A 24,624-nucleotide genomic window follows, 5' to 3' on the forward strand; every position below is an offset into this window, starting at 1 on the left:
GTCAACGATTGGTTAATGAGGCCGCGCCACTGGCTTCTTCCCGCTAATCCTCTCTTGAGTGATTTCGGATACGCCTCAGATCCGGCTGTAACGCGGACTGAGGATCGTCATGCTCGGCAAAGTTGGAATGCGGTGCACCTTCGTAATGGCGCTGGCCCTGGCAACGGCTTCCGGTGCATTCGCTGCGGATGACGGTGTCTGGTCTGTCAGCAAGTCCTCCGGCGAGGTCTGGCTTGCCACGAGCGGCGCGCAGCAGGTGTCGTTGAGCCAGGATGGGACGCTGAAGCCGGGCGATACCATTCGTACCGGGCGCAACGGACGCGTCCTGCTTGTCCGCGGCGAGGAGACGATTCTGATCTCTCCCAATTCGGTGGTGGGCTTGCCGGCCGAGAAGAAGGAGGGGCTCTCGACCACCATCATCCAGCAGGCGGGTTCGATCCTGCTCGAGGTCGAGAAGCGCAACGTCAAGCATTTCGAGGTCGAGACGCCCTATCTCGCCGCCGTGGTCAAGGGAACGCAGTTCAGTGTCACGGTGGGTGCCGGCAGCACCAAGGTCGGCGTGCTCCGCGGGCAGGTCGAAGTCTCCGATTTCAAGACGGGCCAGATTGCCCAGCTCATGCCGGGACAAGCGGCCGTCGTCTTTGAGCACGGCAAGCCCGGTCTCAGCCTAAGCGGTGCCGGGACTTTCAATCCGATCGAGCACGGCAGGCCGCGCGCTCCCACGATCGAGCGAATTCCCGTGCCGAAATCAGGCCTGTCGGCGCCGCGCAATGCGGCGAACGGCCATGCAATCCACGCGCTCGGCCCGATCGACAAGGGCACGAAGGCGGCCGGCGCACCGAAGCCATCGCATCAGGCGGCTGCAGCCCATGCCTCCAAGGCCGGCGTCGTGCGCATTTCGAGCTCGCTCGGCGAGGTCAAGCTGAATTTCCACAAGGTGACGCGCGGACTCGCCCACGGCGTCGTTGCTCCCGGCCAGGTGCGCAACGCGAACGCCAGCACCGGGGCCGAGACAGTCTGGAGCGGCAGCAAGACCGGTACGATAGTATCCAACAGCTCAGTCCAGACTGCGGCGACGACGAGCGGTGCTGCAACAGCTGGCGGCAGCAGCTCAGCCGGTGCAAGTGCGGTGATCGCCGCAGCAACAGCCGGGGCATCTAACGACGGCCCCGGTGCCAACAACGGAAACGCCGGCGGCAACGGCAACAATGGCAATGGCGGCAACAGCGGCAATAGTGGCAACAATGGTAGCGGCAACAACGGCAATGGCCACGGCAATGTTGGGGCCGCTGGCAATGGCCGAGGTAACAACGGCAATGGTAACGGGAATGGCGGGGGGAACGGCAGCAACGGCCATGGCAATGGGTATGGCCACAACCGACACTGAGGCAATTCCGTAAGGGGATGAGGGGGCGCACCCGATGAAGCGGGTGCTCGGGAGGTTCGGGTGAAACGCTATCGACCGCATATTCTGGTTGTGATCGCGCTTGCGATCGTGCTGTCCACGGGTTGGCATGGCTCGCTTCGCAACGCGCTCACCGACCTGCGGTTCGCGTGGCAGTCGCGTGACGCCAGCGGCAATGTCGTCGTAGTGGCCATCGATGCGCCGTCGATCGATCAGATCGGGGTCTGGCCCTGGCCACGCCGGTTGCATGCGGAGCTGCTGCGTAGGCTCGATGCGGCGGGAGCGCATGACGTCGCTTTCGATGTCGATTTCAGCACACCGTCCGACCCGGCCTCCGACGAAGCCTTCGTCGGGGCGCTGCGGGAGGTCGGCGGCTCGACGATCCTTCCGTCCTTCAAGCAGCCGGCGACGAATGGTGGCGCGGCTCACATCAACCGCCCCCTGAAGCAGTTCAGCAACCAATCGTGGCCGGCCGTCGTCAATGTCGCGGTCGAATCCGACGGGCTCGTTCGCCGCTATCCGTTTGGCGAGAAGCTCGGCGAAGCCTTGATGCCGTCGATGGCCGTCGTGCTGGTGGGACAGGACGTCAATCGGCGGCCGCCCTTTCTGTTGGACTTCAGCATTCGTGCGGCCTCCATTCCCGCTATCTCCTATGTTGATGTGCTGCGCGGCGATACCGTCACGCTCGGCAAGCTGAAGGACAAGAAGATCGTCATCGGTGCTACGGCGCTCGAGCTCGGAGACCGGTTCAGTGTTCCGAACGGCAAGATCATCTCAGGGCCGATCCTCCAGGCGCTGGCCGCTGAATCGATCCTGCAGAACCGGATGCTGCGCTGGACGTCCGATATCGGCATGATCCTGGGCCTGGGTGCGATCTGCCTGCTGATGATGTATTCGTGGCGCCGCTTCGCTCCAGGAATTCGCGTCGCAATCCTCGTCGCAGCCGGGGTGGCGGCCGAACTGGTCGCAGCCCTCGTGCAGGCGACATGGCCCCTCGTCATCGACACATCGCTGTTCCACATCGCGATCATCGCTTATCTGACGGCAATTGCGCTGGACGAAATCGATTTCCGCAGTCTGCTCGGACGCATCGCCGAGAGCCGCTTCCATCGCATTGCGATGTCGCTCGGCGACGGGCTCGTCTGCACCGACGAGGAGCACCGGATCACGGTCTGGAATCCCGGCGCGAGTGCGATCTTCGGCTACATGCCGGTCGAGATCATCGGCCGCCCGTTCGAAACGCTGTGCGCTTTGCCCGTGGACGGCGGTGCAAGGCCGTCGATGCACGACGCCGCGCGTCAGGCGCTTCTTGTTCCGGGTGGGGCGGTCGTGGTCGAGTTCGAGGGCCGGCGCAAGAACGGGGAAACCTTCCCGGTCGAAGCGAGCTTCTCGGGCTGGCAGGGAACGGATGGCTTTCAATACGGAGCGATCTTGCGCGATATTTCGGTCCGCAAACGTGAAGCCGAACGTATTCGCTACCTGGCAGAACACGACGCGCTGACGGGGCTTGCCAACCGGAATATGCTGCATGCGGGCCTCGCTGACCTGATCAGTGCGGCGGAGCGGCGGTCTTCCGGCGTCGCATTGCTCGTGCTCGGGCTCGACGGATTCCAAGAGATCAACGACATGCTCGGACACTCGGCCGGCGACCTCGTGCTGCGCGCGGTCGCCGAGCGTCTCCGGCGCGAAGTCGATGGTCAGGCGGTCGTCGCCCGGCTCAGCGGCGACGAATTCGCCATCGCGATCGATTGCGCGGAAGTCGGCGAGTCGATCGCGGCGTTTTCTGAGCGGATCGCGCATGCGTTCGAGGCGCCGCTCGCGGCGGGCACGCGGCAGCACCGCGTCGGGATCAGCGTTGGCGTTGCCGTCTATCCCGAAGGCGGGCAGACGGCTGACGATCTCCTGAGCAACGGCCATCTGGCGCTGAGCCGCGCGAAGGCGACGCGGCGCGGCAGCCATGTGATCTTCGAAAGTGCGATCAGGCAGGAGCTCGAGAACCGGCTGACGCTGGAGAGCGAGCTGGCACTTGCCGTGGAGCGTGGCGAGTTCGAACTGTTCTATCAGCCGCAGGTTCGTCTGATCGACGGCGGTCTTGTCGGGGCCGAAGCACTCATCCGCTGGCGACATCCGGTGCGCGGCTACGTCTCGCCCGGAGAGTTCATGCCTGTGGTCAATACTTCGGCCCTGTCGGAGCGGATCGCAAACTGGGTTATGGAAACCGCCTGCCGCCAGGCGCGAGCCTGGGAACTGTCCGGCAACAACGTGCGCGTCGCGATCAACCTCTCACCCTCGCAGCTCCAATCCGGCGATCTCGCGCATTCGGTTGCAGCGCTGCTCGAGGCCACAGGGTTGACACCATCGCTTCTCGAAATCGAAGTTACCGAAGACATCCTGCTCCATGACGAACGCCGCGTGCTCGCCATGTTCAAGCGAATTCAGGAGCTCGGCGTCCGAGTCCTGTTCGATGATTTCGGCACCGGCTATGCGAGCCTGAGCTATCTCAAGAAGTTTCCGCTCGACGGGCTGAAGATCGACCGGTCGTTCGTATTTGGTCTTCTCGCGAATTCCGACGATGCTGCAATCGTCGGCTCGACAATCGGTCTCAGCAAGCAGCTCGGTCTGACAGTCGTGGCTGAAGGCATCGAGGACAAGGCAACTGCCGACTTCCTGGTCAGCATGGGATGCGAGGAAGGGCAGGGATATTTCTTCGGCCGTCCGATGCCGGCAGAAGCATTCGATCGGCAGTTCCTCGCGGCTGGGCACGAGGCTGCCACCGCTGCCTGAGCGGGGGCTTCGCTTCTACCTCCGGCGCGCCACCGCCATGCCAAAAAGGAACGCAACGAACAGGCTGGTGAGCGGCGCTTCGCGGGTGACCGCTGCGACCGTCGCGAGAACCCCGCCAGGCCTTCGCGATTCCTCGGCGGCAGAGGTCAGGCGGTCGACGGCTGCGTGCAGTCCTCCGGCGACTTCACCGATCGTGCGGGAGACGTCCGCCGCCGTATCGATGGCACGCTCGGCCATGCCGGGTTGGGACGTGGATTGCGGTATCTCCGTGCTCAAGGGGCGACCTCCGGCCTGATGATGGAAGCCGACACCACTGGCTATCCGCGACAGGCGCGTGGTTTACGGCGAGTGCCGGCTTTGGATGGGCAATTCAGCGCACGGGATTTTGTTCCGGGATACGTCGAGGGTGGCTGCCTTCTCCGGGAAACGTCGGGCGCGAATCTCTGTTAGGCTGGGTCAACCTTGCTGATGTCAGGAGACAGCCGTGACCGATCGGACCGTGACGGATCGAGCCCGGCGCATCGCCTTGCTCGGCGCTCCCATCGACATGGGAGCTTCGCAGCGTGGCACCTTGATGGGGCCTGCGGCGCTGCGCACTGCGGGCCTGGCGACGCTGCTCGAAAGCCTGGATTTCGAGGTTGTCGACTATGGCGATCTTTCCGTAGCCGAAGTCCGGGACCTCACCGACACGCCGCCCGAAAATGCCAATCACTACCGCGAAATCCAGCGCTGGACACGAGTCCTGAGCCGCAGAGGCTATGAGATCGCGACATCAGGTGCGCTGCCGATCTTCCTTGGCGGCGATCACACGCTGTCAATGGGGTCGGTCAACGCGATGGCGCGTCACTGGCAGGAGCGCGGACGCGAACTCTTCGTGCTCTGGCTCGATGCCCATGCCGACTACAACACCCCGAAGACGACGATCACCGCGAACATGCACGGCATGTCAGCTGCGTTCCTGTGCGGCGAGCCCGGCCTCGACGGCCTGCTCGGCGACGATCCGCGCGCGTCGATCGACCCGGACAGGCTGGACCTGTTCGGTGCGCGTTCGATCGACAAGCTCGAAAAGGAGTTGATGCGCGTGCGTCGGATCAGGATCGTCGACATGCGCCAGATCGACGAGTTCGGCGTCGCCGTCATGATCCGGCGCGTCATCGAGCGGGTCAAGGCGAGCAACGGCGTGCTGCATGTCAGCTTCGACGTCGATTTCCTCGACCCCTGCGTGGCGCCGGGCGTCGGCACCACGGTGCCGGGTGGCGCCACCTATCGCGAGGCGCACCTGATCATGGAGCTGTTGCATGATTCCGGCCTGGTAGGATCGGTCGATATCGTCGAGCTCAATCCCTTCCTGGATGAACGTGGACGGACGGCGCGTGCTGCAGTCGAGCTGATCGGCAGCCTGTTCGGCCAGCAGATTACAGACCGGCCGACGCCGAGCAACGCAATCGCTCCGGGTGAGTGAAACGGCGGACGGCGTTTGTGCGCTGAAGGCGCGGCGGTCGGAGGCGTGATTCAAGCTGGGATTCGGCTGCCGCAGCAGGATCGGACGTACTGGCCTGGAACTTGCTTGATGGGGCCGGGGGAACCGGGTGGGGCGCAATCGAGTTAACCTGCGACAGGAAAATAGCGGATCCTTCAATGACAAGTGGTCGTTTCGCAAACTCCATCTCCACCGCCCTTCGGCATCCCGGTGTGATCGCGCTGATCGTGGCGGGTGTGACGATTGCGGCAATGCTGATCGTCGACCACGGGCCGTGGAGCCGCGCCAAGACCCAGCCCGCCCATGTCGCGATGTACGCGACCACGGGAGAAGCGGCGCGCGCCGCGGGCGCCGCCGTGCTTCCGACCGAACCGAAGTCACCGGTCGAGCCGGCACGCCCGGGGCCGAAGACGTCCCCGACCGTCAATCCCGTGACGCCGTAGCTCTCAGCTCCTGCGGCCGTAATTGAGGAGCCCCCCGCTCGTCTTCGGCGGGTGCGCGCGCAAGGCGTCCTCGTTGGGTTCGGTGCCCCAGCCGGGCCGGTCCGGGACGATCAGATGGCCGTCCTGAATCTCCGGCTCATGCGTGAACAGCTCGCGGTCCCAGGACAGACGATCGATGTCGATCTCCATGATGCGCAGGTTCGGCACCGCGGCACAGAAATGTGCGTTCATCATCGAGCAGAGATGGCCGTAGAAATTGTGCGGGGCGACGTTGACCTCGAAGGCTTCCGCAGCGCTCGCGATCTTCATCGATTGCCAGACGCCGTTCCAGGGGGTGTCGACGATCGCGACGTCCATCGCCTGCTCGTGGAAATAGGGCAGGAATTCCCGCAGGCCCAGCAGCGTCTCGCAGGATGAGATCGGGTGCGGGCTCTGCCGGCGGATATAGCCGAGTGCCTGCGGATTGAAGCTGTCGATCTCGACCCAGAACATGTCGAGGTCGGCAATGGCGCGCAGGATCTTCAGATAGCCTTCGGTCCTGGCGTTGAAGTTGCAGTCGAGCAGGATGTCGACGTCAGGACCCGCGCCGTCGCGGATCGCCTCCAGATGCATGTGCAGGTCGCGCAGGATCTTGCGGTCGACGTTGATCTCGGGCGCGAAGGGTGAGCCGAAACCGGGACGCCAGCCGGTAGGCTTGCCGTCGTCATAGGCAAAGATGTTGGTCTTGAGCGCGGTGAACTTCTTCTCGCGGACCTCGCGCCCCATGGCCTTGACGCCGTCGAGACTTTCGATCGGCGGCTTGTACCAGGATGGGTGATTGATGCGCCATGTGGCGCAATGCGACCAGTAGACCCGGATACGGTCGCGGATCTTGCCGCCGAGCAGCTCGTAGCAGGGGACGCCGAGAGACTTCGCCTTGGCATCGAGCAGCGCATTCTCGATCGCACCGAGGGCTTGCGCCACCACGCCGCCGGCGGCGGGACGCGTCGCCGCGAACAATTCGGCAAAGATGCGCTCGTGCTGGAAGACGTTCTGCCCGATGACACGGGCGGAGAGGCGCTGGATGGCGGCGCCAACGCCGGGCGAGCCGAAACCCTCGTCGAATTCGCTCCAGCCGACGATGCCGTCCTCGGTCGTCAGCTTGACGAAATGATAGTTTCTCCAGCCGGCATCGCAGGCAAGGATCTCGAGGCTTGTTGCTTTTGATGATTTGCTCATGTCGCTCCCTGTTGCCGGGCTTCTTCTTGGAGCTCGATCCCGGCCCGGACCGCATTGTTAGGCCAACCGAGGACCGGCGTGAAGGGCGCCGCGATGCGGCTGCGAGCGCGTCCCGGCGGTGCTTTCGCCGGTCTCGTCAGCCAATCACCGAAGAGACGAGCAAAGCGAGGACGGCCAGCGCCATCAGCGCAGTGCCGAGCCAGCCCAGCGCGATCAGCCATGAGCGGCCCCTGAAGCGGCCCATGATCGCGCGGCTCGAGACGATCAGCATCATCATGGCCATGATGGGGACGGCGACGATGCCGTTGAGCACTGCGCTCCACACCAGCATGTGGATCGAGTCGATCCCGGTGAAGCCGAGGCCGAAGCCGATGAGGGTTGCCGCCGCGATGATGGTGTAGAAGCCGACCGCTTGGTCCGGCTTGGCCTCCAGCGTGGCACGCCAGCCGAAGATCTCCGCAACGCCGTAGGCGGCCGAGCCCGCCAGCACCGGGATGGCGAGCAGGCCCGTGCCGATGATGCCGATCGCAAACAGGGCGAAGGTGAAATCCCCGGCGAGCGGCCGCAGCGCTTCGGCCGCTTCGGTCGCCGAACTGATGTTGGTGATGCCGTTGGCATGCAGGACCGAGGCCGTGGTGAGGATGATGAAGAAGGCGATGCCGTTGGACAGCAGCATGCCGGAGATGGTGTCGGCCCTGATGCGCGCGAGTTCCGGATCGCCGCCGCGCTTGAGCTCGCGAAGCGGCTTGTCGCGCTGGCCCTGGTTCATCTCCTCCACCTCCTGCGAGGCCTGCCAGAAGAACAGATAGGGGCTGATCGTGGTGCCGAGCACGGCGACAACCATCATGAAATAGTCGCCGCTGACATTCGCCTCCGGCCACACCGCGGCGAGCAGCGCCGTGCTCCACGGGATATTGACGGTGAAGGCGGTCGCGACATAGGCGAACAGCGCCAGGGTGAGGAATTTCAGCACCGGCGAATAGCGCCGATAAGGCAGGAACACCTGGAGCAGGGTCGAGCCGGCCGCGAAGATCAGCGCGTGCTCGTGGTTGAGGCCGCCGATGACGAGCGAGAGCGCCTCGGCCATCGCGGCGATGTCGGCGGCGATGTTGAACGTATTCGCGGCAACCAGCATGCCGACGAGGCCCAGCACCACCCAGCGTGGCGCGATCTGCATGACGTTGGCGGCGAGCCCCTTGCCGGTGACCCGGCCGATCCGCGCGCTGACGAGCTGGATCGCGATCATGAACGGCGTGGTCAGGAATACGGTCCAGAGCAGCCCGTAGCCGAATTGCGCGCCGGCCTGCGAATAGGTGGCGATGCCGGACGGGTCGTCGTCGGCAGCTCCGGTGACGAGGCCCGGTCCCAGCCTTTGCATCAGCGTCGGCGCGGATTTAGTCGGCGTGAGGGCGCTGTCGCGCATGTACGGGGACCTCGCAGGAGTGCTGGCGTGTCCCTAGCAAATGCGAATGCGCGAACATAGGTTCCTGCCGCGCGAGCGCCGGCATTTCTGATAATGCTAAATTCGCTTGCTCCGTCGGGCAAAACAGGGGTAGATTGCCAGCATCGCAAGACGTCTCGAAACCCGCGGCGGTTCGCGGTTCTCGACCGGCGCCGGAAACTCAGTCCGGGATGAAGCGGCCCGGGTCGTCTACTTCACGCTGACGAACATGCCCCAGGCTGCGGCCAGCGCCGCGCCGGTGAAGAGGACCACCGGATTGTCGCAGAACGTGCCGCCATAGCTGCACACGTCCGCTCCGAATTGGCCGAGCTCATGACGGCTCGCGGAATAGAACAGTCCCGACAGCACCAGCAATGCAGCGGCGACGTAGTACATTGACGATCTCCCGGCTTGCCCCGTCCAGGCGACATGTCCCACCATGACGCGAAGAGATTTCGTTTCGCCCAATCCGCTTTGCTGCATTTAAGATAAAGTTTGACCCGTCAGGCAAAACACTGGCAAGGTGAGACCATGGGCGAGTGCCGGCGTCGCGATGATGACCGGCGTTCGGCATGAAAAAGGCCCCGCATCGCGGGGCCTTTGTCGTGTTGGGCCTGCTGCCGGCTTATCGCCGCGAGCCCGCGCCGTACAGCTCGCGTTCGCGCCGGATATCGTCGGGCGCAAGTGGCGGGCTGGCGGCATCGAAGTCGGTCCAGCCGGACTTCTTCCAGGCTGAGCTGCGATCCTGCAGATTCACGGACCTCTCGTGCAGAAGCGCTTCGAGGCGTGCGCGATCCTGGTCCGGCACCCTGGCTGTGACGAGCGTGCCGCCACGGCGAACGCCCTCGGCATAGAGCGATGCATCCTCCTTGGAGACACCGGCTTCGGTGAGGGCACCAACGATGCCTCCGGTTGCTGCGCCGGCGGCCGCACCGACAGCGGTCGCAGCGAGCCATCCGGCAGCGACGACCGGCCCGAGGCCGGGAATAGCCAGCAGGCCGAGGCCGGCGAGCAGGCCTGCCGCGCCGCCGATGCCGGCGCCGATGCCCGCACCCGTTCCGGCGCCTTCGGCGCGATCGTCGGTGCCGTCGCGATCACGATCGACCTTGCCGCCCGATGCGAGGCCGGCCTTGCCGGACGACGAGCGGTACCAATTGTCCGAGTTGTTGGCGACGATGCTGATATCGGAGTGCGGTACGCCGGCGTTTTCGAGCCGCGTGACAGCCTGCTCCGCGTCGGAATAATTGTCGTACAGACGAGAAATGGTGGTCGTCATGTTAATTCCTCCTTACTTGGCGGGATTGACGTTGCCTTGGAAGTCAACGCTGACATCGGTCTTGGTGCCGGCCTTGTCGGCCTTGCCGCGCCAGACGCCTTCGTTGTCCTTCTGCAGGCCGGAGACGTTGGAAAATCCCGCGTCCTCGATCCGCGATTTCGCCTGTCCCTCGGTGAAGCTGTTGCGGCCGGCGACCGGAGCATTTGAGTTGTTCTGGTCGGAGCTGTTGACGGCGTTGTTTCCGGGCCCGCTTTGCGCCGGCTGCGACTGGGCGCCCGCGGGCACCGCGCCGAGCAGCAACAAGGTTGCTGCCAGCAGAGTTAGACGTGACATGTTTTTGTCTCCTGCAAGTGATTGTGCCGGCGACAACATGCGAGATTCGAATTGGTTGCTACTGTTCTGGAGGAGTTTGCCGCGGCTCTTTGGTCGGCAACGTCGAGCGAGCTGTGGCCGTCGTCTGCTGCAGAGGGGCGTTCGCCGGCAGGCTGCTACTTTGAAGACTTCACAGGCTCGCCTTGGCTCTGGGTGGTTTCCCAGGGAGCTGGAAGTATGACGCGGATGGGGCGGGCTTCGGCGGAGCTTTGAACGACAGGCGCAGCCTGGTCCTTGACGGGCTCAGCTACTGCTACGGCCGGCAGCGCGACCAGCATCGCCAGAGAAGTTGTCACGAGCCGCATGTCCAACATCGAAGCCTCCTGTTGGCGCACCAACGCAGTCGGTGCCGGTTGGTTCGAATCCCGGACCGGGAACAAGTGGCAATTTGTCCTGTTTGTAGATGACAGGCCTGATGACCGGGCTGCCGGAGGAGGACACGATGAATATCAAAGCGATCATTGCAGCCGCCGTGCTGACGTCAATTGCGGCTCCCGCATTTGCGCAATCGTTCTACGTGGTGCAGGACGTCAAGACCAAGAAGTGCACCATCACCGAGTCCAAGCCGACGACAACGGAAACGACCGTCGTCAGCGGCGACACCGTGTACAAGACCAGGTCTGAAGCCGAGGCCGGCATGAAGACGGTGAAGATCTGCACCTCGCACTGAGGAAATGCCTGTGCTTTTGCTTCGGGCCATCCCGCTGTGATCCTTCTTGGCGGCGCGCCTACCTGATCGGTCACATGCACTGAGACGGAAGGCGCGGTGGCCGTGGTCCCCGCCAGGGCTTCGGCGCCTCCCGAGGCAACAGCGCGATCGATGAAAGCCCGCGCGGAGCAATCCGTCGCGGGCTTTGATTTTGAGGACGCAAACAGGCGGGGCCGTGCGGATGACCTCGACGAAACACGCCTGAAACAGTGCTGAAACCCGATTGTCCTGAACGACTCGGCTCCGGGCCTCGACCAACGAAGCGAACAGGAGAGACAATCATGATCCAGATCGGTTCGAAGGAAGAAGTCGCGTTCTTGCTGGCGCTGTTCGGCACCCATACCCAGCCGGTCAGGCGGCCGAAGCCGAAATCGCAGTAAAGGTGAGAGAAGCCATGCCGGGCCTTGCCGAATGCCAGAGCCTGTTGCGGCTCCTGATCGCAAAGGGCGATCCCAAGGCCATTCCGCTCGCCAGGGGGGCCATCGATCAGTTCCTGAACACGGCGCCGGCGAGCGCCCGCGGGCGCGGCCTGCGCGTGCTCCAGCGCGACGCGCTCGACCAGCACGATGCCGCGGTCGGCGTGCAGCGCTCGTTCGCCGAGACCGTGGACGCCTATATCGAGCGCAAGCTTGCGGAGGAGTGAGAGGCGAGTGCGCGAGCTGGCGCACTCCGGTCCCGGCTGAGCCTGCGCGCTCCGTTCCCGAAACCCTTTGATCCCAAGTGAATTTTTTCGTCCCGCTGGAAACCTTTGTCCGCCGCTCGACCTATTACGGCGGAGGATGCGGACATGCCCCGATATTACTTCGACCTTCGCGACGAGAACGGAATTGCGCTGGACGAGGAGGGGCTGGAATTGTCCGGCCCGCGCGCGGTTCAGGCCGAGGCCGCCAAGTCGGTCGCCGACATGGCGCGCGATGCGGTGCTCTCCGCGCAGTTCTCGGGCGGCCGGCAAGAGATGGCGATCGGCGTTCGCGACGCAGGCGGTCCCATCATGCAGGTGAAGTTCTGCTTCGAGATCGAAGATCTCACGTCGCGATCCCGGTCACGCGATCATTGACGCGTCAGTGTCGGTCGGGATGGCTCGGGTAGCGGCGGCCGAGACTGCTCGGACTCCAGCACGGCGACCTTGCGGCCGAGTTGCCAGACTTCGACCTTGCCCAGCCGCGTGTACTGCTTCGCAAAGACCAGGGCGGAGGAATCGGACGGGGCTTCGAACGCTTCGGCGGAACGGAAGACGCCGTTCTCGCCGACGAGATAAGCGCGATATTGCTGCATCATGTCGGCGCCCTCAGGCCGGGCGAGCGCAGCCACGCCTCGATCTGCATGGCGGTCTCGTCCTGACGCGCCCGGCGCAGCAGCATCTCGCGGCGGCGCCCCGGCGCCAGCGCGCGCGCTTCGTCGCGGCAGCGAGCGGCCTCGTCCGCGAGTCTATCGTTCAGAGTTCTGGTCTGTTTGAACCGACGCCGTGTCAGCATGGCGCTGCTCCTCCTTGGAGGTCGGGCGGGAACGCAATTGGCGTTCTCATCACCGATCGATGCCTCGGGCCTTGCGGTGATGGCTCAAGGTTACGCTTCCGGCGAAAGCGAGTCACATCATATGATATGTCGCGCGGATTAAATTCGCAGGTGCAGGTTCAGCCGCTTGAGCCGCTTACTCATCTTGCGGCGTCGCGATTTCCGTGTTCACTTTTGAACAAAGGCGACGTCGGATGCGCTTGCACGGCATCACCGGCCAGGGCTTTCGTCCGTGGACGTCGGTGGCTGGGAGAGCGGGCGCGCTCTTGCCTGCAAGCGAATCGAGCGCGGTGCGGATCCGTCGGCCGTTGCCCGCCAAGCACGAGCGGGCCGAACACATGCTCCGGCTCGTGCGCGAATGCCGCGAGCTGTCGAAGCAACCACGATCCAACCTGTTTCTCGGATGGAAGACAATGGACGCGCCTCCGAAGGAGGAGGATGGCGGTGACGGGGGATGCGGTGCGTTGGCTGGAGCATTGAAAGCCCCTTGGCCAGTCATCGACGAAACAATGTGTCATATGGGACCGAACTCTAAAGGATGCGTGGAGATCGGCGAGCTTCAGGGGCATGTTGTTCGAAGACGTGTCGGATCTCCCTCTGATCGTCCCCCGAAGAGCTTAAAGGTGGTGCTCTCTTCCGAGTGTTGTTGAGCTCGCTGCGGATGGAGGAGTGCAAGATGTCTATTGACATTGTTCTCTGTTTGTTCTATTGAAGGAATCAACCTCTGGGCGAAACGTGCGTCTCGCCGGAAGGGTTCAGCGGGGCAGTTCATGAGTAACTCGTTTATTACCTTTGTCTTGCTGGACCGACCGGTCACGCCCGACATGTCTGTTGTCGCCAAGATCCTTCGCGCGCGACATCCGGATTTGATGACGGAGCCGAACGATCCTGGCGAGCGACAGGTCAAAGCAAGCTCGCCGCTCCTTCGCTGCGGCAACCAGCTTGTTGCCGTCATGCCGATGCCGTCCCCGATACCGGACGATGCCGCTCTGTGGGCACGCGCTGCCACGATATGGCCGGAGGGCAAGGCCGTGGCCGCCCGGCATCGCGGTCACCTGGTCGTCTCGGCGCTGGCAAAGAACGAGAAGCCTCTCGTCGCCGCGCGCGTCACCACCGCGGTGGTCGGCGCGTTGATCGCCGCCATGCCGGAATGTTGCGGTGTTGTTTGGGACGGCCGGGTGGCGCGACCGTCCGCCCTTTGGCTAGAAGAGTCGAGCCGCTCCTTTGCACCGTTTCCCGGCTATCCCTTTACACTGTGGGTCGACATTCTTCCCTTCCAGTCGGATAGGAAGATCGGCGCGATCACTATCGGGTTGTCCACCTTCGCAGGGCGCGAGATCGAGTTCGAGACCGCCAAGCTGACATTGTCCGAACTGATCGACAAGGTGGCCGGACTTTCCGTCTATCTGGTCGAGCACGGCAACGTGGTGAAGGACGGCGACACGATCGGTGCAAGCACGACCGAGCGGATCGCGGTTCAGTATCGGAATTCCCAGGTCTTCAGTGGGGTGCCCGTGTTTTCATGTACCGATGACGTCGCAGACTCTCTTCAATGATAGCTCAGAATTTGCATCCCGCATGGTGCGCCTCGCGAGCCCATCATTTGACACGTCGGGCAAAACACTGGCAGAATGGTAACATCGAAAGATTTTATGGATCGAGCCCGCGGGATTCCGCGGGCTTTATTTTTGAGCGCCCATCGTCGTGAGGAACGAAGACGAAATTTCTGCTGCGAGAATGGAAATCGAAATGATGAGCGATGCGAACGGAGAGATCGTCTATGGCTACGCCTTCTGATGGCAGCCGAAAGAGAAAGGCGCCCAGGCTCTATCGCATCACACTGAATTTCAGGATTCGCAGGCGCCCTGGGTGGGAATTGGAAAATCTTGCCGCCTTGGGCGCCGGCCGCGTGCTCAGGTCGCCGAGAGGCGAGCGACGATTCCCTGCGCTAGCTGAAACGCCAAGGCTGCTGATCGACAAATCGCTTGGGCGGCCGCCGGTCGATTGGGAGATGTTTCACGATTTTTGGCTCGTATCCGATCGGATGAAGGGCGTTCTCGAGGCCGTGGATCGAGAGGGGGTCGCGTTTCTGAAGTGCGAAACGCGGTCGCTGAAGGGAGGTGCGCCCGTTTATTGGCTTTGCGATATCATACGCCGGCTCGACGTCATTGACGAAGAAAAGTCCATCGTCCAAGTCCTGGACGAGGGAACAGATTTCAGGCGATACGATGGTACGACAATTTCCCGCTATGTCTTCCGAGAGGAGGCCATCGGTTCGGCTCATATCTTCCGGCCGCGCTTTTTGGAGCAGTGGATTCTTTGTGATCAGACAATGAAGGACGCCTGTAAGGCTGCCGGTGTCAAAGGCCTGAGTTTCGGATATGCCTACGGCAATTACGAAGGCCTCAATCCCTAGGGTCCGCGCCTTGAGACCAGTAGAGATCTGACTTGCCCGTTCTTGGGCTCGTCTGAAGATCGCTCTTTTACCGAAGAGATTTGCACGACACCAGGGGCGGATGCCCCTGTTGCCCTCGCAGTATGCGAAATGCTGCCGCCGTTACCCGAACGGCCTGTAGGCGCCCTGCACCGACCGCGATGTCGGCCCGGTGACCGCATCAGTATCTAGCGCGCGCGAAGAGGCCGGCCCTCGCTGCTGGCCATCCACCAAGCATTTCAGATCAGACCAGCCGGCTGCGATCACCAGCAGCTCGAATGCCGGCCTGCGTCAGAAAGTAGCGGTCGCATGTTTCAAGATCATCACGTTTTGCCGCAGCAATTTGCAAATCATCCGGTCATCCGGCTCTTGGGAAAACGATTTAATATCAATGGAATTCGAAATTTGGTGACGTTGCCGTCCAGACAGAATCTGGCGACGGAGCTTGGTTCGAGCCCGCATACGGGGGGACATCTCGGAACGTACCACGAGGGATTTTCCGAGTATCTTGAAACTCTCAAGGTGTCTCCAAAGTACGACCTTGCTAATGCGGGCGATGAGCGTGCGCTGGACGAGATAGCCTCCGATGTGAACGCACTTGTAGCCGCTGCCAAGTACGCGGTAGCAAACGGCCATTTGCTTCCCAACACTCCAGAAGGACTAACGACGGAGGAAGGAAATGGTGAGAACCGCAAATGGTTCTCAAATCGCGGGACATACGCCGCGGAGCAAGCAGAGCAAATCCGGCAGATGCAGGAAACGGTCGATCAGCTGTACGATGCCGGTCGGCGAGATGCGGCCTTGGCTTTTCCGCTTTTGTCGCCGACGAGTGGTCTCAGCATGACAGAGAGGATCGAAATATTAAGGCGCGCTAACAAAGGCAATCCGATTTCACTGCAATTCACCGGCGTCGACCCTGTCCCTGATGCGCCGGGGCTCGTCCCCTCTCTGATCGACACTCGCTTGCGAGGCCTCTCTCCACCCGCTCGTTCCGACCTAGACAAAAACGAAGCATTCACGCGGGGTGATCCACGATTCATGGGCGGGCTGCCAGCCTTTCCAGCGCCAAGTTCCAATGAACAACGGCTCGGCCAGTTGCCCCCGACAACGGCCACGCCATCAGACCCGCTGGTGCTCCAATCCGACCCGCACTCCGGAGTGACGTATCAATATTACGACAATCCGCTGGCCGGCGGCACACCTGTGGTGCGCAATGCACTTCCTTGGCTGGCCGGAGCGGCGGCGGCCGGTGCAGCTGCTCCCTTCATTCCCGGCTGGCTGCTTGCTCTGGGAGCCATCTTGGCCGGTACGCGCGCTGCCAATGCACAGGAAGGTAGTTCCGGCGCGACGATGGTCGCTGCCGCTCCTGGCGGAGGAGTGTTCTCGACAGGAGCACCTGCGCCGAGCACATCGAACAATGGACTCAGCGTTGACAACGCGGCCAGCACCAGGGGCGTTTTGGCATCAACCTTCAGGCCGCAGCTGAGCGGAGCTTCCTCGTTTGATCCCGAGGCGCCCGCTGGCACTTTTGCCGATCGCTTCGGGGGATGGGCCACCGCCCCGGCTGGCACCATGCCCGCGAAAGATCTCGCGGTCGCGCCCGCATCCGCCGCAGGATCAGTCGCGCCCGAGGATGTTCGGCGTCTCACCCGCGTGAATGAGACGAACGCGGGCAACGTGTTCACATCGGGCAGTGCGCCCGTCCCGTATCTATCATCTACCGAATTTGACGAGCGGTTTGGTAGTTGGACCGTCCCGGCCGCTGGCAGCCAGCAGCCGCAACCGAGCAAGCCGATCGGCGTGTTTGCGGACGAGCCGAGCTACCTTATTCCTCCACCCATCTTCGGAGTGGATGGCCCCGTCAATCCGCAGACTGACAGTGAGGAATGGTTCTCGCGCTGGATACGACCTTTGCTTCGGTCCGAATGACGTCTGTGGTGAAGCGAGAGCCGTCAATTTGACACGTCGGGCAAAACACTGGCAGAATAGCATCATCGAAAAGCTCGCAACGAGCGCGCGGGTCTGCCGCGGGCTTGTTTGTTTTGGCGGCGCATGAGACGTTCGTGCCCTACGCGCCACCCGGCCCGAACCACCTCGTCAACGCCTTCGCAAGTCCGCGCTGGCTCTCGTCTCCCACCCAGGCCACATGACCATCGGGCCGCACCAGCACCGCGCCGGGAGCGGCGACCTCTCCGATGGCCGGAAGCTGCCAGGGGCCGTCGCAAACGGCATCGACGATCTCGATGCGTTTCCCCCAGAACGTGATGTCGATGCTGCCGCGCTTGCCGAAATTGAGCAGCACGCCGCGTGCGCCGTGCAGCAGCGTGAACAATCGCTGCGGCCGGCCTTCGACCGTCAGATCGAGATCCGGCATGCGGCGCCCGAGCAGCGCGTGGCCTTCGCCGAGATCATAGCGGATGTCGAGCCCGCTCATCATCGCGCCGAAGCGCCGGCGCGGCGCCTCCATGGCGAGCAGCTCCGACACCACGTCGCGCGCGGCCTTGCGGCCGTCGTCGCCGCGGCGGAGCAGGGCGATCTGCGCCATGGTGTTGCGCAGGACGCGCGCGGCGACGGGATGTCGCTCGGCGTGGTAGGTGTCGAGCAGGCTGTCGGGTGAAATGCCCTTGACGACCTGCGCCAGCTTCCAGCCGAGATTGACCGCGTCCTGCAGGCCGGTGTTGAGGCCCTGGCCGCCCACGGAATGATGGATGTGCGCGGCATCGCCGGCGAGCAGCACGCGTCCCCTGCGATAGGATGCAGCCTGCCGCGCCGCGTCGGTGAAGCGGGAGATCCAGCTGGGGCTGTGCAGACCGAAGTCGGCGCCGTACACGGCGACGAGGGCCTCGCTGAGATCGCGCAAGGTGGGTTGGCCGCTCCGATCGAGCGTCGCCTCCGTCACGACGACAAGCACGCGCCCGCTCTCCGTCTTGCTGAGGCCGTGAAAGCCCAGCGCGTCGTGACGCAGGCCCCATGCCGGCTCCTCGCGCATCTCGACTTCGGCCATGAGATTGCTGAGCGTCGGATCGAAACCGGCGAAATCGATGCCGGCGGTCTTGCGCACCACGCTGCGGCCGCCGTCGCAGCCGACGAGATAGTTTGCGCGCAACGTCTCGCCGCCGGAGAGCGTGACGTCGACGCCGGCCGCGTCCTGCGCGAAGCTCGTCACCTCGGCGTTGCGATAGACCGGGACCGCGAGCTCCGCGACCCAGTCGGCCAGGAGGCGCTCGATGTGGTTCTGCCGCAGCGCGAGCCCGTAAGGATGGCGAGTGGGAAGGTCGCTGATGTCGAGCCGCGTCCATGCAAAGCCCGCAAGCTGAGTGATCTGTCCTTCGCGCAGGAACCGCTCGGCGATGCCGCGCTGATCGAGGATCTCGATGCTGCGCGCGTGCAGTCCGCCGGCGCGCGTGCCGACGAGGTCCTGGTTCGCGCGCCGCTCGACCACGGCGACGTCGACATGTGCCAGCGCGAGCTCTGCGGCCAGCATCAGCCCGGTCGGGCCGCCGCCGGCGATGATGACCGCATGGCCGCTGGCTGCCGCGCGTCTTGCGTGCGTTCGGCGGCGCGACCGGGATGTCGGAAGCGATACAGGCATGTCGTGACCCCTCGGCTCGTTGTTGGGTCGAGGCTTCTACGCGATCATCGGGGGCTTGAAGCAAGCCCCTTGCGAACCACATATTGAGCCGGGAGGAGGGGCTTCCGCTTTAGCGCCCGCCGCGTTGACACGTCGGGCAAAACACTGGCAGAATGGCATCATCGAAACGAGTGTGGTTGGCCCGCGCGGAGCAATCTGCAGCGGGCTTTTTCATGTCCGCTTCGTGCGACGGCAATCGCGCACAACACAGGGTTTGACACGTCGGGCAAAACACCGGCATAGTGACATCATCGAGACGAGTTTGGTTGACCCGCGCGGAGAAATCCGCCGCGGGTTTTTTCGTTCTCGATTTCGCAATCGGACGGCGGCGACGCATTGCGGCCACGCACTCGTCAAACCTGGAGCGCCGATCGGCGCGCCGCCGTCCGAACCATTGCTGGCCGTGCACGCGCGAACGTGCCGGCCCGCGGCGCCGGGCCCGCTGCCCGCGCCGCTGCGGTCTCCGGGACGGAGATAGGGTTCGCGCCCGAAACGATCGCGCCTCGCCTGTGCGATCTGCCGCGCATTTTCTTACTGGGAGGAACGATGACCGCTTACCTGATATCGCTCGCGCTCGCGGGCCTCATCGCAATCGTGCTCTGGGAGACGTTCTCGTGAGCGAGGACACCATCGAATGCGAGCCCGAGCTTGCACCAGCCCGCTTGCCCGCGCGGGGGAAGACGCCGAGGGCGCGCACCCTGACCGAGATTCGTTCGCTTGCGCGCAGCCACACCAGGACGGCCATCAGGGTGCTCGTCGGCGTGATGCGCAGCGAGGATGCAACGCCGGCGGCCCGCGTCTCGGCGGCCAATGCCATCCTCGATCGCGGCTGGGGCAAGGCCGCACAGCCCGTCGAGAACGGCCAAGACGGAATGCTGGAATTGATTCACCGGATCGAGCGCATCATCGTGCATCCGGCGAGTTCGAACAGCGGCGACGCCGTCACGACGCTCGAGACGGCGGAGATCCCGATCTGCAATCGCGGCTCGATTGCCGGTTGACCCGTCGGGCAAAACGCTGGCAGAATGGCATCATCGAATTCGAGTTGGTTCAGCCCGCGCCGAGCAATTGGCCGCGGGTTTTTCGTTTCGATGATCCCTATGAGTGAGGAACGATCGCCAACAGAAGCCAGTATGGTTCTTTCCTGAAATTCTGCACATTCGTGACCTTGAAGCGTCGGGATCTGCTGTGGTTCAAAGGAGGCCGTCCGAGTCTGAGAAAGGGCGCCCTATGTGGACGAAGGCGAGCTGCGGTCGCTGCGACCTGCCGCCGACACGGCCATCCCGTCGATTCGACGGATGCGGAATGGCTTCGGCGAAGCGGCTGATTGCGCCAGCAAGGTGGGGCAGCAACAAGCACGCCGACGATGCGTGCGAGGTGTCGATAGCCTGATGTATGGTCTGAGCACTGGTTGGAGCGATGACGAAGTCGCGATTTGCCTCTGCTGGGAGCGGGCCGGCGCTTCTCACTATCCGTCCGCGGAGGCGGGACTCCCGACGCTTCGTTCCCGGTTTCGTCGCAGAGCGACTTCGAGAGGCGATACGGATCTTGGCCTTCGTCTTCCGGAGGTGGCGTCCTCGTGGTGTCAATCAAGCTCAGCAAGCACTATCCGATACCCCGAACCACGAAGGCTGGTCCGCGATGTGGCGCAGGCGCATCGGACTGCCCTGAGCCGAGCGAGCGTATCCATTGTCCATCCTGAAAATCCCGACGGCCAAGATCTTCGAGCCGCTGCTCAAGCCTGCGCGCTACAAGGGCGTTTACGGGGGACGCGGCTCGGGCAAATCGCATTTCTTCGGCGAGCTTCTGGTCGAGACCTGCCAGTCCGACCGCGGCACGCTCGCGGTCTGCATTCGCGAGGCGCAGCGCACGCTGGCGCAATCCTCGAAGCGTCTGATCGAAGGCAAGATCGCAAGCCTGCGCCTCGGTCACGGCTTCAAGCTCTTCAGCGACAAGATCGAGACACCCGGAGATGGATTGATCATCTTCCGTGGGCTTCAGGATCACACGGCCGACTCGATCAAATCATTGGAGGGGTTTCGCATCGCCTGGATCGACGAGGCGCAATCCTTGAGCGCACGCAGCCTCGCGCTGCTGCGGCCGACGATCCGCGCCAAGGACTCCGAGCTCTGGGCGAGCTGGAATCCGCGGCGCAAGAGCGATGCGATCGACGATTTTCTGCGCGGGCGCAAGCCCGAGGGATCCGTGGTGGTCAAGGCGAACTGGCGCGACAATCCCTGGTTTCCGGACGTGCTCGGGGAGGAGCGGCTCTTGGATCAAAAGCTCTACCCGGAGCGCTACGACCACATCTGGGAGGGCGAGTATGCGCGTGCCTTCGAGGGCGCCTATTTCGCCTCGCTGCTGTCGGAAGCGCGTGCGCAGGGACGGATCGGAAAGGTTGCCGCTGATCCGCTGTTGCCGCTGCGCGCCTTCATCGACATCGGCGGGGCCGGTGCTGCGGCGGATGCGTTCACGATGTGGATCGTACAGTGGGTCGGCAGCGAGATTCGTGTTCTGGATTATTACGAGAGCGTCGGCCAGGTGCTGGCGTTTCACGTCAACTGGCTGCGTTCGCGCGGCTACGACAACGCCGTGCTTTATCTGCCGCACGACGGCATGGCCGCCAACAACGTCACCGGCAAGCGCTATGAGGATCATTTGCGCGAGGCCGGCTTCAAGGTCGAGCCGCCGGTCAAGAACCAGGGGCCGGGCGCGGCCATGATGCGGATCGAGGCGCTGCGCCGGCTCGGCCCGCAGCTCTGGTTCAACGCGGAGACGACCGAGCCCGGCCGCGAAGCGCTCGGCTTCTATCACGAGCGCAAGGACGAGACGCGCAACATCGGTCTCGGCCCCGAGCACGACTGGTCGAGCCACGCTGCCGACGCGCTGGGATTGATGGCGATCTGCTACGAGCAGCCGGGCAGGGTGGCGGCGTTCAATCGGCCGATCCGGTATGCGGAGCATGGATGGATGTGAGGAGATCAGTGCCCTGCGGTTGACATATGTTCCCGTTACGTTCTAGTTTACCCAGACTCTACCACTGCGTGAGTTTTGCGATGTCGGCCTTGCGAATGCTGGTTGAGCTGATCGGGTACGCGATCGCGCGAACTGCTTTGACCTTCCTTTCATTTGGAAAGATCTATGTCGAGCCGTTCAGTGCATCGGCGCCGTCATCGCTCCGACCGTGTTTCCGTCGCGACGCAGATGGACGGATCGAATTGCGACAGGAAGCCACCGCCCGGTGCGGGCTCGGGATTGGCTTCCTGGTGCTGCTCGCGAGCGCGGCCATAGTTCACGGCCTGTCATTCCGAGGATAGACCTCTCGGCAGATGGAATATTTGTTGTACTGGCTCTTCTTCGAATTCACCGGATGTTCTGCTGCGTGGCTTCCCTTCATCAGAGAGACGAACCCGCAGGAGGTTACGTCGAGCGTATCAAGAAGGATTTTCGAACCTGCGACTATCGCGATACCTGGCAGCTCTTCAGATCCCGCCTAATGGGTACATTTGTGGCGCCACCTGTGGTAGTGGGCTGGTCATAGCTGGTTTATTCGAAGGAGTGCTTATGGGACGGCAGGTTCGTTGGACGGCGATCGGTTTGGTCATGTTGTGCATGGCCTGTCCGCCGGCGAGGGCCATTGGTTATCTGTCCGGGGTCTTGCAAAAGCCTGCCTATGTTCAATCCCTGGGGACCCTGCTGGGTAATGCTCCAAGCTGGACCAAGGAAATTCTCAAGAAGAACGGCCGTTATGTGAGCGGCTTGCGATTCCACGAGGAAATCGCCGGAACCAGATACGAGCTCTTTGACATGTGCGTGCGTATCGCAAAGTGCATCGACACCTCAATTGTCGTCATGTTCGCGCCGAACGGCACGCAGGCGTGGGCTGGGCTCAGCGAAAAAGGAGTTATATCCTTCCTGGGAGCTCCGAGCGATGCGCAGCAGGCGGCGCTGAAAAGGCAGCTCTACGTCCCGGAGCCGCCGCCAAAGACCGGACCTTATCTGTCCCAGATGATGAAGACGAATCCGGCCTATGCGCGAGCGTTGAATGCATTGCTCGATCATGCTGACGCGCTGCCTGAGTGGGCTCAGGGAATGGGGAGAGGAAAAGGTTGGAGCGTCGAGTCGCCCGTCACCAATGTCACGATCGATGGCACAGGCTACGAGTTGTTTGACACCTGCGAGTCTCAGAATTGTAACCGCAGCCAGCTGATTGTCATGTTTGCTCCCAACGCGACCCAGGCATGGGGAGCTCTGTCTCATGAAGGGACCATTTCCTATTTCGGCGGGCCAAGCGCTGCCCAGCAGAAGGCTCTGAGAGAAACGCTGGGCAGCGGCAAATGATGCGGTTAAGTCGCAGCGCGAAGCAACTCCTGCTGGTGTGTGGCTGCTCTTGTGTTGATCGCTGATTGACGATTGCCGACAAGGTCGAGCCTTAATGGGGGCACGCTCTCCCGACGCCGGCGCACCGAAAACATCAATCTCTGAACTGAACAGCGGTCCTGGTGGGCCGCTGTTCTCATTTGTGGTAGCAAGATGGACATTCTTGACAAGATCATTTCGGCCGAGAGCAGCGGCAATCCGGACAAGGCAAACAAGCCGAACAAAACGTCGAGTGCGCTCGGGCTCGGGCAGTTCATCAATGGGACCTGGCTCGACATGGTCAAGCGCTACAAGCCCAAGTTGGCGGAAGGTAAATCGGATGCCGAGATTCTCGAGCTTCGCAAGAATTCCGATATTTCGAAAGAAATGACGGCCAGGTATGCGGAGGAGAACCAAGCAAGGCTTCGCCGAGCCGGCGTCCCCGTCACGCCGACCTCGACCTATCTCATGCACTTCGCCGGCCCGGGCGGCGGCGTCAAATTGATGAAGGCGGATCCGAATACGCCGGTGGAGTCGATTCTCGACGACAACGCCATCAAGGCCAATGCCTTCCTTCGCGGCAAGACAGCCAGCTGGGTCATCGCCTGGGCAAACAAGAAGATGGAAAGCGCCGCGGCGTCTCGGCCTGCCGCAGCGCCCCGCCGCGTGCCGTGGGACGCCGGCAGCCAACCCATTCCTTCTCTCCTGCAGACTCAGGCAGTGGAGCCGGCGTTCGGCGCCACGAGCTGGCCGCAACGTCCCGCTTCGCCCAACGTGTTGTCGCCCGATGCGGCCCGTCGCATTGCCGGAGCACCGAGAGCCGCGCCGATTCCCTTTCTGGATGGAACGATGCGAGCCCAACAGGCGCTCGATAATTCGCTTCCCGCGCCAGGAGCCGCGCCCTGGGACCTTGCCGATCGCTTCGGACGTTGGAGCAGCCTCGGTGGCGTGTTAGGGCCGGCGAGCGCAAGCTATGCGTCCCTCCAGGGTGGATACGACAAGCCGTCGCCTCCAGGCGCGAGCGCGCTGGCTCCGAACGCACCCGAAGAGACCATCGTCGATGCACCCGCCGTCCGTCGCAGCGACATTCGCTGGCTGACCCGGCGTGATGTTTCGAACGAGGCGGATGTGTCTACGTCAGGTGCCCCGCCCGTACCGTACTTGCCATACAGGTGAAGCTTAGCCCGCCGGATGTCGCGGTGAACCAGTTCTGACCAAAAAGTATTTCACCGCATAGATGTCGATCAGCGAAGTGAAGGCGATGCTCGCCACAGAGAAAGCCATCGCGCTCGTCGAATGACGTTACATCCAGGCGTCGCACCAGTCGCTACTTCTTCTCGACGCGCCCGAAAATCCTGAGGAATGCGAGGCCCGAGAGCCCCGCCACGTAGGAGAGGAGGACCAGTCCGGGCCCCTCGGGTCCAAGAATGAGGTACCAGAAGAATCCGAAGAAGCCGAGTATGAGGGAGTGTACAAGGGCGGTCTTCAAACAACCCGCGCTTTCTCGTTCCGGAGGAGGCGGCATCTTCAATCTCACTGATGTCTCCTCTGGAGTCGT

The 24,624-nt window shown here is 63.1% G+C and carries 24 protein-coding genes; 14 read left to right on the forward strand and 10 right to left on the reverse strand.

Going from position 1 to position 24,624, the window contains the following annotated elements; genetic code table 11:
* The first annotated feature begins 109 nt into the window (after positions 1 to 109).
* Both AC1RQP_RS30395 and AC1RQP_RS30400 read left to right on the forward strand, forming a co-directional pair.
* Complete coding sequence (locus tag AC1RQP_RS30395; RefSeq protein WP_492940434.1) at positions 110 to 1,387, forward strand: FecR family protein; 1,278 nt, start codon at positions 110 to 112, stop codon at positions 1,385 to 1,387.
* Between the two features lie 60 nt (positions 1,388 to 1,447).
* Positions 1,448 to 4,189 carry an EAL domain-containing protein gene (locus tag AC1RQP_RS30400; RefSeq protein ID WP_492940435.1) on the forward strand — a complete coding sequence of 914 codons (2,742 nt, stop codon included), beginning with the start codon at positions 1,448 to 1,450 and terminating at the stop codon, positions 4,187 to 4,189.
* A 15-nt stretch (positions 4,190 to 4,204) separates the two neighbouring features.
* Here AC1RQP_RS30400 and AC1RQP_RS30405 read toward each other — a convergent pair whose 3' ends face one another.
* Positions 4,205 to 4,465, reverse strand: a complete 261-nt coding sequence (locus AC1RQP_RS30405; protein ID WP_492940437.1) for a hypothetical protein — start codon at positions 4,463 to 4,465, stop codon at positions 4,205 to 4,207.
* A 208-nt stretch (positions 4,466 to 4,673) separates the two neighbouring features.
* Between AC1RQP_RS30405 and rocF the strand changes: the two genes are divergently transcribed.
* Positions 4,674 to 5,651: an arginase gene (rocF, locus tag AC1RQP_RS30410; RefSeq protein WP_492940439.1), complete on the forward strand. Its 978-nt coding sequence runs from the start codon at positions 4,674 to 4,676 to the stop codon at positions 5,649 to 5,651.
* 176 nt (positions 5,652 to 5,827) lie between these two features.
* Positions 5,828 to 6,112 carry a hypothetical protein gene (locus tag AC1RQP_RS30415; RefSeq protein WP_035676369.1) on the forward strand — a complete coding sequence of 95 codons (285 nt, stop codon included), beginning with the start codon at positions 5,828 to 5,830 and terminating at the stop codon, positions 6,110 to 6,112.
* A gap of 3 nt (positions 6,113 to 6,115) precedes the next feature.
* On the opposite strand, the gene AC1RQP_RS30420 is transcribed toward AC1RQP_RS30415, so the two are convergent.
* The 5 genes from AC1RQP_RS30420 to AC1RQP_RS30440 form a co-directional block, all read right to left on the reverse strand.
* Entirely contained in the window at positions 6,116 to 7,330 is a 1,215-nt protein-coding gene (locus AC1RQP_RS30420; RefSeq protein ID WP_492940441.1) for a mandelate racemase/muconate lactonizing enzyme family protein, read from the reverse strand.
* A 136-nt stretch (positions 7,331 to 7,466) separates the two neighbouring features.
* The gene (locus AC1RQP_RS30425) at positions 7,467 to 8,753 is read right to left on the reverse strand and encodes an NRAMP family divalent metal transporter (protein ID WP_492940443.1); all 1,287 of its coding nucleotides are present in this window, start codon (positions 8,751 to 8,753) and stop codon (positions 7,467 to 7,469) included.
* A 228-nt stretch (positions 8,754 to 8,981) separates the two neighbouring features.
* Positions 8,982 to 9,167, reverse strand: a complete 186-nt coding sequence (locus AC1RQP_RS30430; RefSeq protein WP_035676373.1) for a hypothetical protein — start codon at positions 9,165 to 9,167, stop codon at positions 8,982 to 8,984.
* A 229-nt stretch (positions 9,168 to 9,396) separates the two neighbouring features.
* Positions 9,397 to 10,047 (reverse strand): hypothetical protein, encoded by a 651-nt coding sequence (locus tag AC1RQP_RS30435; RefSeq protein ID WP_492940445.1) that lies wholly within the window; start codon positions 10,045 to 10,047, stop codon positions 9,397 to 9,399.
* Positions 10,048 to 10,059: 12 nt separating this feature from the next.
* Positions 10,060 to 10,380, reverse strand: a complete 321-nt coding sequence (locus AC1RQP_RS30440; protein WP_239625525.1) for a hypothetical protein — start codon at positions 10,378 to 10,380, stop codon at positions 10,060 to 10,062.
* 481 nt (positions 10,381 to 10,861) lie between these two features.
* Between AC1RQP_RS30440 and AC1RQP_RS30445 the strand changes: the two genes are divergently transcribed.
* The 3 genes from AC1RQP_RS30445 (at position 10,862) to AC1RQP_RS30455 (ending at position 12,185) form a co-directional block, all read left to right on the forward strand.
* Complete coding sequence (locus AC1RQP_RS30445) at positions 10,862 to 11,089, forward strand: hypothetical protein (protein WP_239625523.1); 228 nt, start codon at positions 10,862 to 10,864, stop codon at positions 11,087 to 11,089.
* 433 nt (positions 11,090 to 11,522) lie between these two features.
* Positions 11,523 to 11,771: a hypothetical protein gene (locus AC1RQP_RS30450; RefSeq protein ID WP_492940448.1), complete on the forward strand. Its 249-nt coding sequence runs from the start codon at positions 11,523 to 11,525 to the stop codon at positions 11,769 to 11,771.
* A gap of 144 nt (positions 11,772 to 11,915) precedes the next feature.
* On the forward strand, positions 11,916 to 12,185 hold the full coding sequence (locus AC1RQP_RS30455; protein ID WP_492940450.1) for a DUF6894 family protein: 270 nt from the start codon (positions 11,916 to 11,918) through the stop codon (positions 12,183 to 12,185).
* On the opposite strand, the gene AC1RQP_RS30460 is transcribed toward AC1RQP_RS30455, so the two are convergent.
* Both AC1RQP_RS30460 and AC1RQP_RS30465 read right to left on the reverse strand, forming a co-directional pair.
* Entirely contained in the window at positions 12,179 to 12,439 is a 261-nt protein-coding gene (locus AC1RQP_RS30460; protein ID WP_239625519.1) for a hypothetical protein, read from the reverse strand. The two genes, AC1RQP_RS30455 and AC1RQP_RS30460, sit on opposite strands and share 7 nt — an antisense overlap.
* Entirely contained in the window at positions 12,403 to 12,603 is a 201-nt protein-coding gene (locus AC1RQP_RS30465; protein WP_239625517.1) for a hypothetical protein, read from the reverse strand. Before AC1RQP_RS30465 ends, AC1RQP_RS30460 begins: the two co-directional genes overlap by 37 nt.
* Positions 12,604 to 13,412: 809 nt before the next feature.
* On the opposite strand from AC1RQP_RS30465, the gene AC1RQP_RS30470 reads away from it, so the two are divergent.
* The 3 genes from AC1RQP_RS30470 (at position 13,413) to AC1RQP_RS30480 (ending at position 17,005) form a co-directional block, all read left to right on the forward strand.
* Positions 13,413 to 14,198, forward strand: a complete 786-nt coding sequence (locus AC1RQP_RS30470; RefSeq protein ID WP_492940452.1) for a DUF4261 domain-containing protein — start codon at positions 13,413 to 13,415, stop codon at positions 14,196 to 14,198.
* Positions 14,199 to 14,422: 224 nt separating this feature from the next.
* Complete coding sequence (locus tag AC1RQP_RS30475) at positions 14,423 to 15,058, forward strand: imm11 family protein (RefSeq protein WP_492940454.1); 636 nt, start codon at positions 14,423 to 14,425, stop codon at positions 15,056 to 15,058.
* Positions 15,059 to 15,385: 327 nt separating this feature from the next.
* Positions 15,386 to 17,005, forward strand: coding sequence for an AHH domain-containing protein (locus AC1RQP_RS30480; RefSeq protein WP_492940456.1), 1,620 nt, complete (start codon positions 15,386 to 15,388; stop codon positions 17,003 to 17,005).
* A 139-nt stretch (positions 17,006 to 17,144) separates the two neighbouring features.
* On the opposite strand, the gene AC1RQP_RS30485 is transcribed toward AC1RQP_RS30480, so the two are convergent.
* Positions 17,145 to 18,668, reverse strand: coding sequence for an FAD-dependent monooxygenase (locus tag AC1RQP_RS30485; RefSeq protein WP_492940458.1), 1,524 nt, complete (start codon positions 18,666 to 18,668; stop codon positions 17,145 to 17,147).
* A gap of 653 nt (positions 18,669 to 19,321) precedes the next feature.
* Here AC1RQP_RS30485 and AC1RQP_RS30490 point away from each other — a divergent pair.
* From AC1RQP_RS30490 to AC1RQP_RS30505, 4 genes are all read left to right on the forward strand, one after another.
* A complete protein-coding gene (locus AC1RQP_RS30490) occupies positions 19,322 to 19,708 on the forward strand; it encodes a hypothetical protein (protein ID WP_492940460.1) in 387 nt (128 codons plus the stop codon).
* Between the two features lie 688 nt (positions 19,709 to 20,396).
* Positions 20,397 to 21,683 carry a PBSX family phage terminase large subunit gene (locus tag AC1RQP_RS30495; protein WP_492940462.1) on the forward strand — a complete coding sequence of 429 codons (1,287 nt, stop codon included), beginning with the start codon at positions 20,397 to 20,399 and terminating at the stop codon, positions 21,681 to 21,683.
* Between the two features lie 588 nt (positions 21,684 to 22,271).
* Positions 22,272 to 23,048, forward strand: a complete 777-nt coding sequence (locus tag AC1RQP_RS30500; protein ID WP_492940464.1) for an Ivy family c-type lysozyme inhibitor — start codon at positions 22,272 to 22,274, stop codon at positions 23,046 to 23,048.
* 315 nt (positions 23,049 to 23,363) lie between these two features.
* Entirely contained in the window at positions 23,364 to 24,242 is an 879-nt protein-coding gene (locus tag AC1RQP_RS30505) for a hypothetical protein (protein ID WP_492940466.1), read from the forward strand.
* Between the two features lie 151 nt (positions 24,243 to 24,393).
* On the opposite strand, the gene AC1RQP_RS30510 is transcribed toward AC1RQP_RS30505, so the two are convergent.
* On the reverse strand, positions 24,394 to 24,603 hold the full coding sequence (locus AC1RQP_RS30510) for a hypothetical protein (protein ID WP_239625500.1): 210 nt from the start codon (positions 24,601 to 24,603) through the stop codon (positions 24,394 to 24,396).
* Between the last annotated feature and the right edge of the window lie 21 nt (positions 24,604 to 24,624).

The organism is Bradyrhizobium sp. GW821-FHT13H06 (assembly GCF_058803975.1).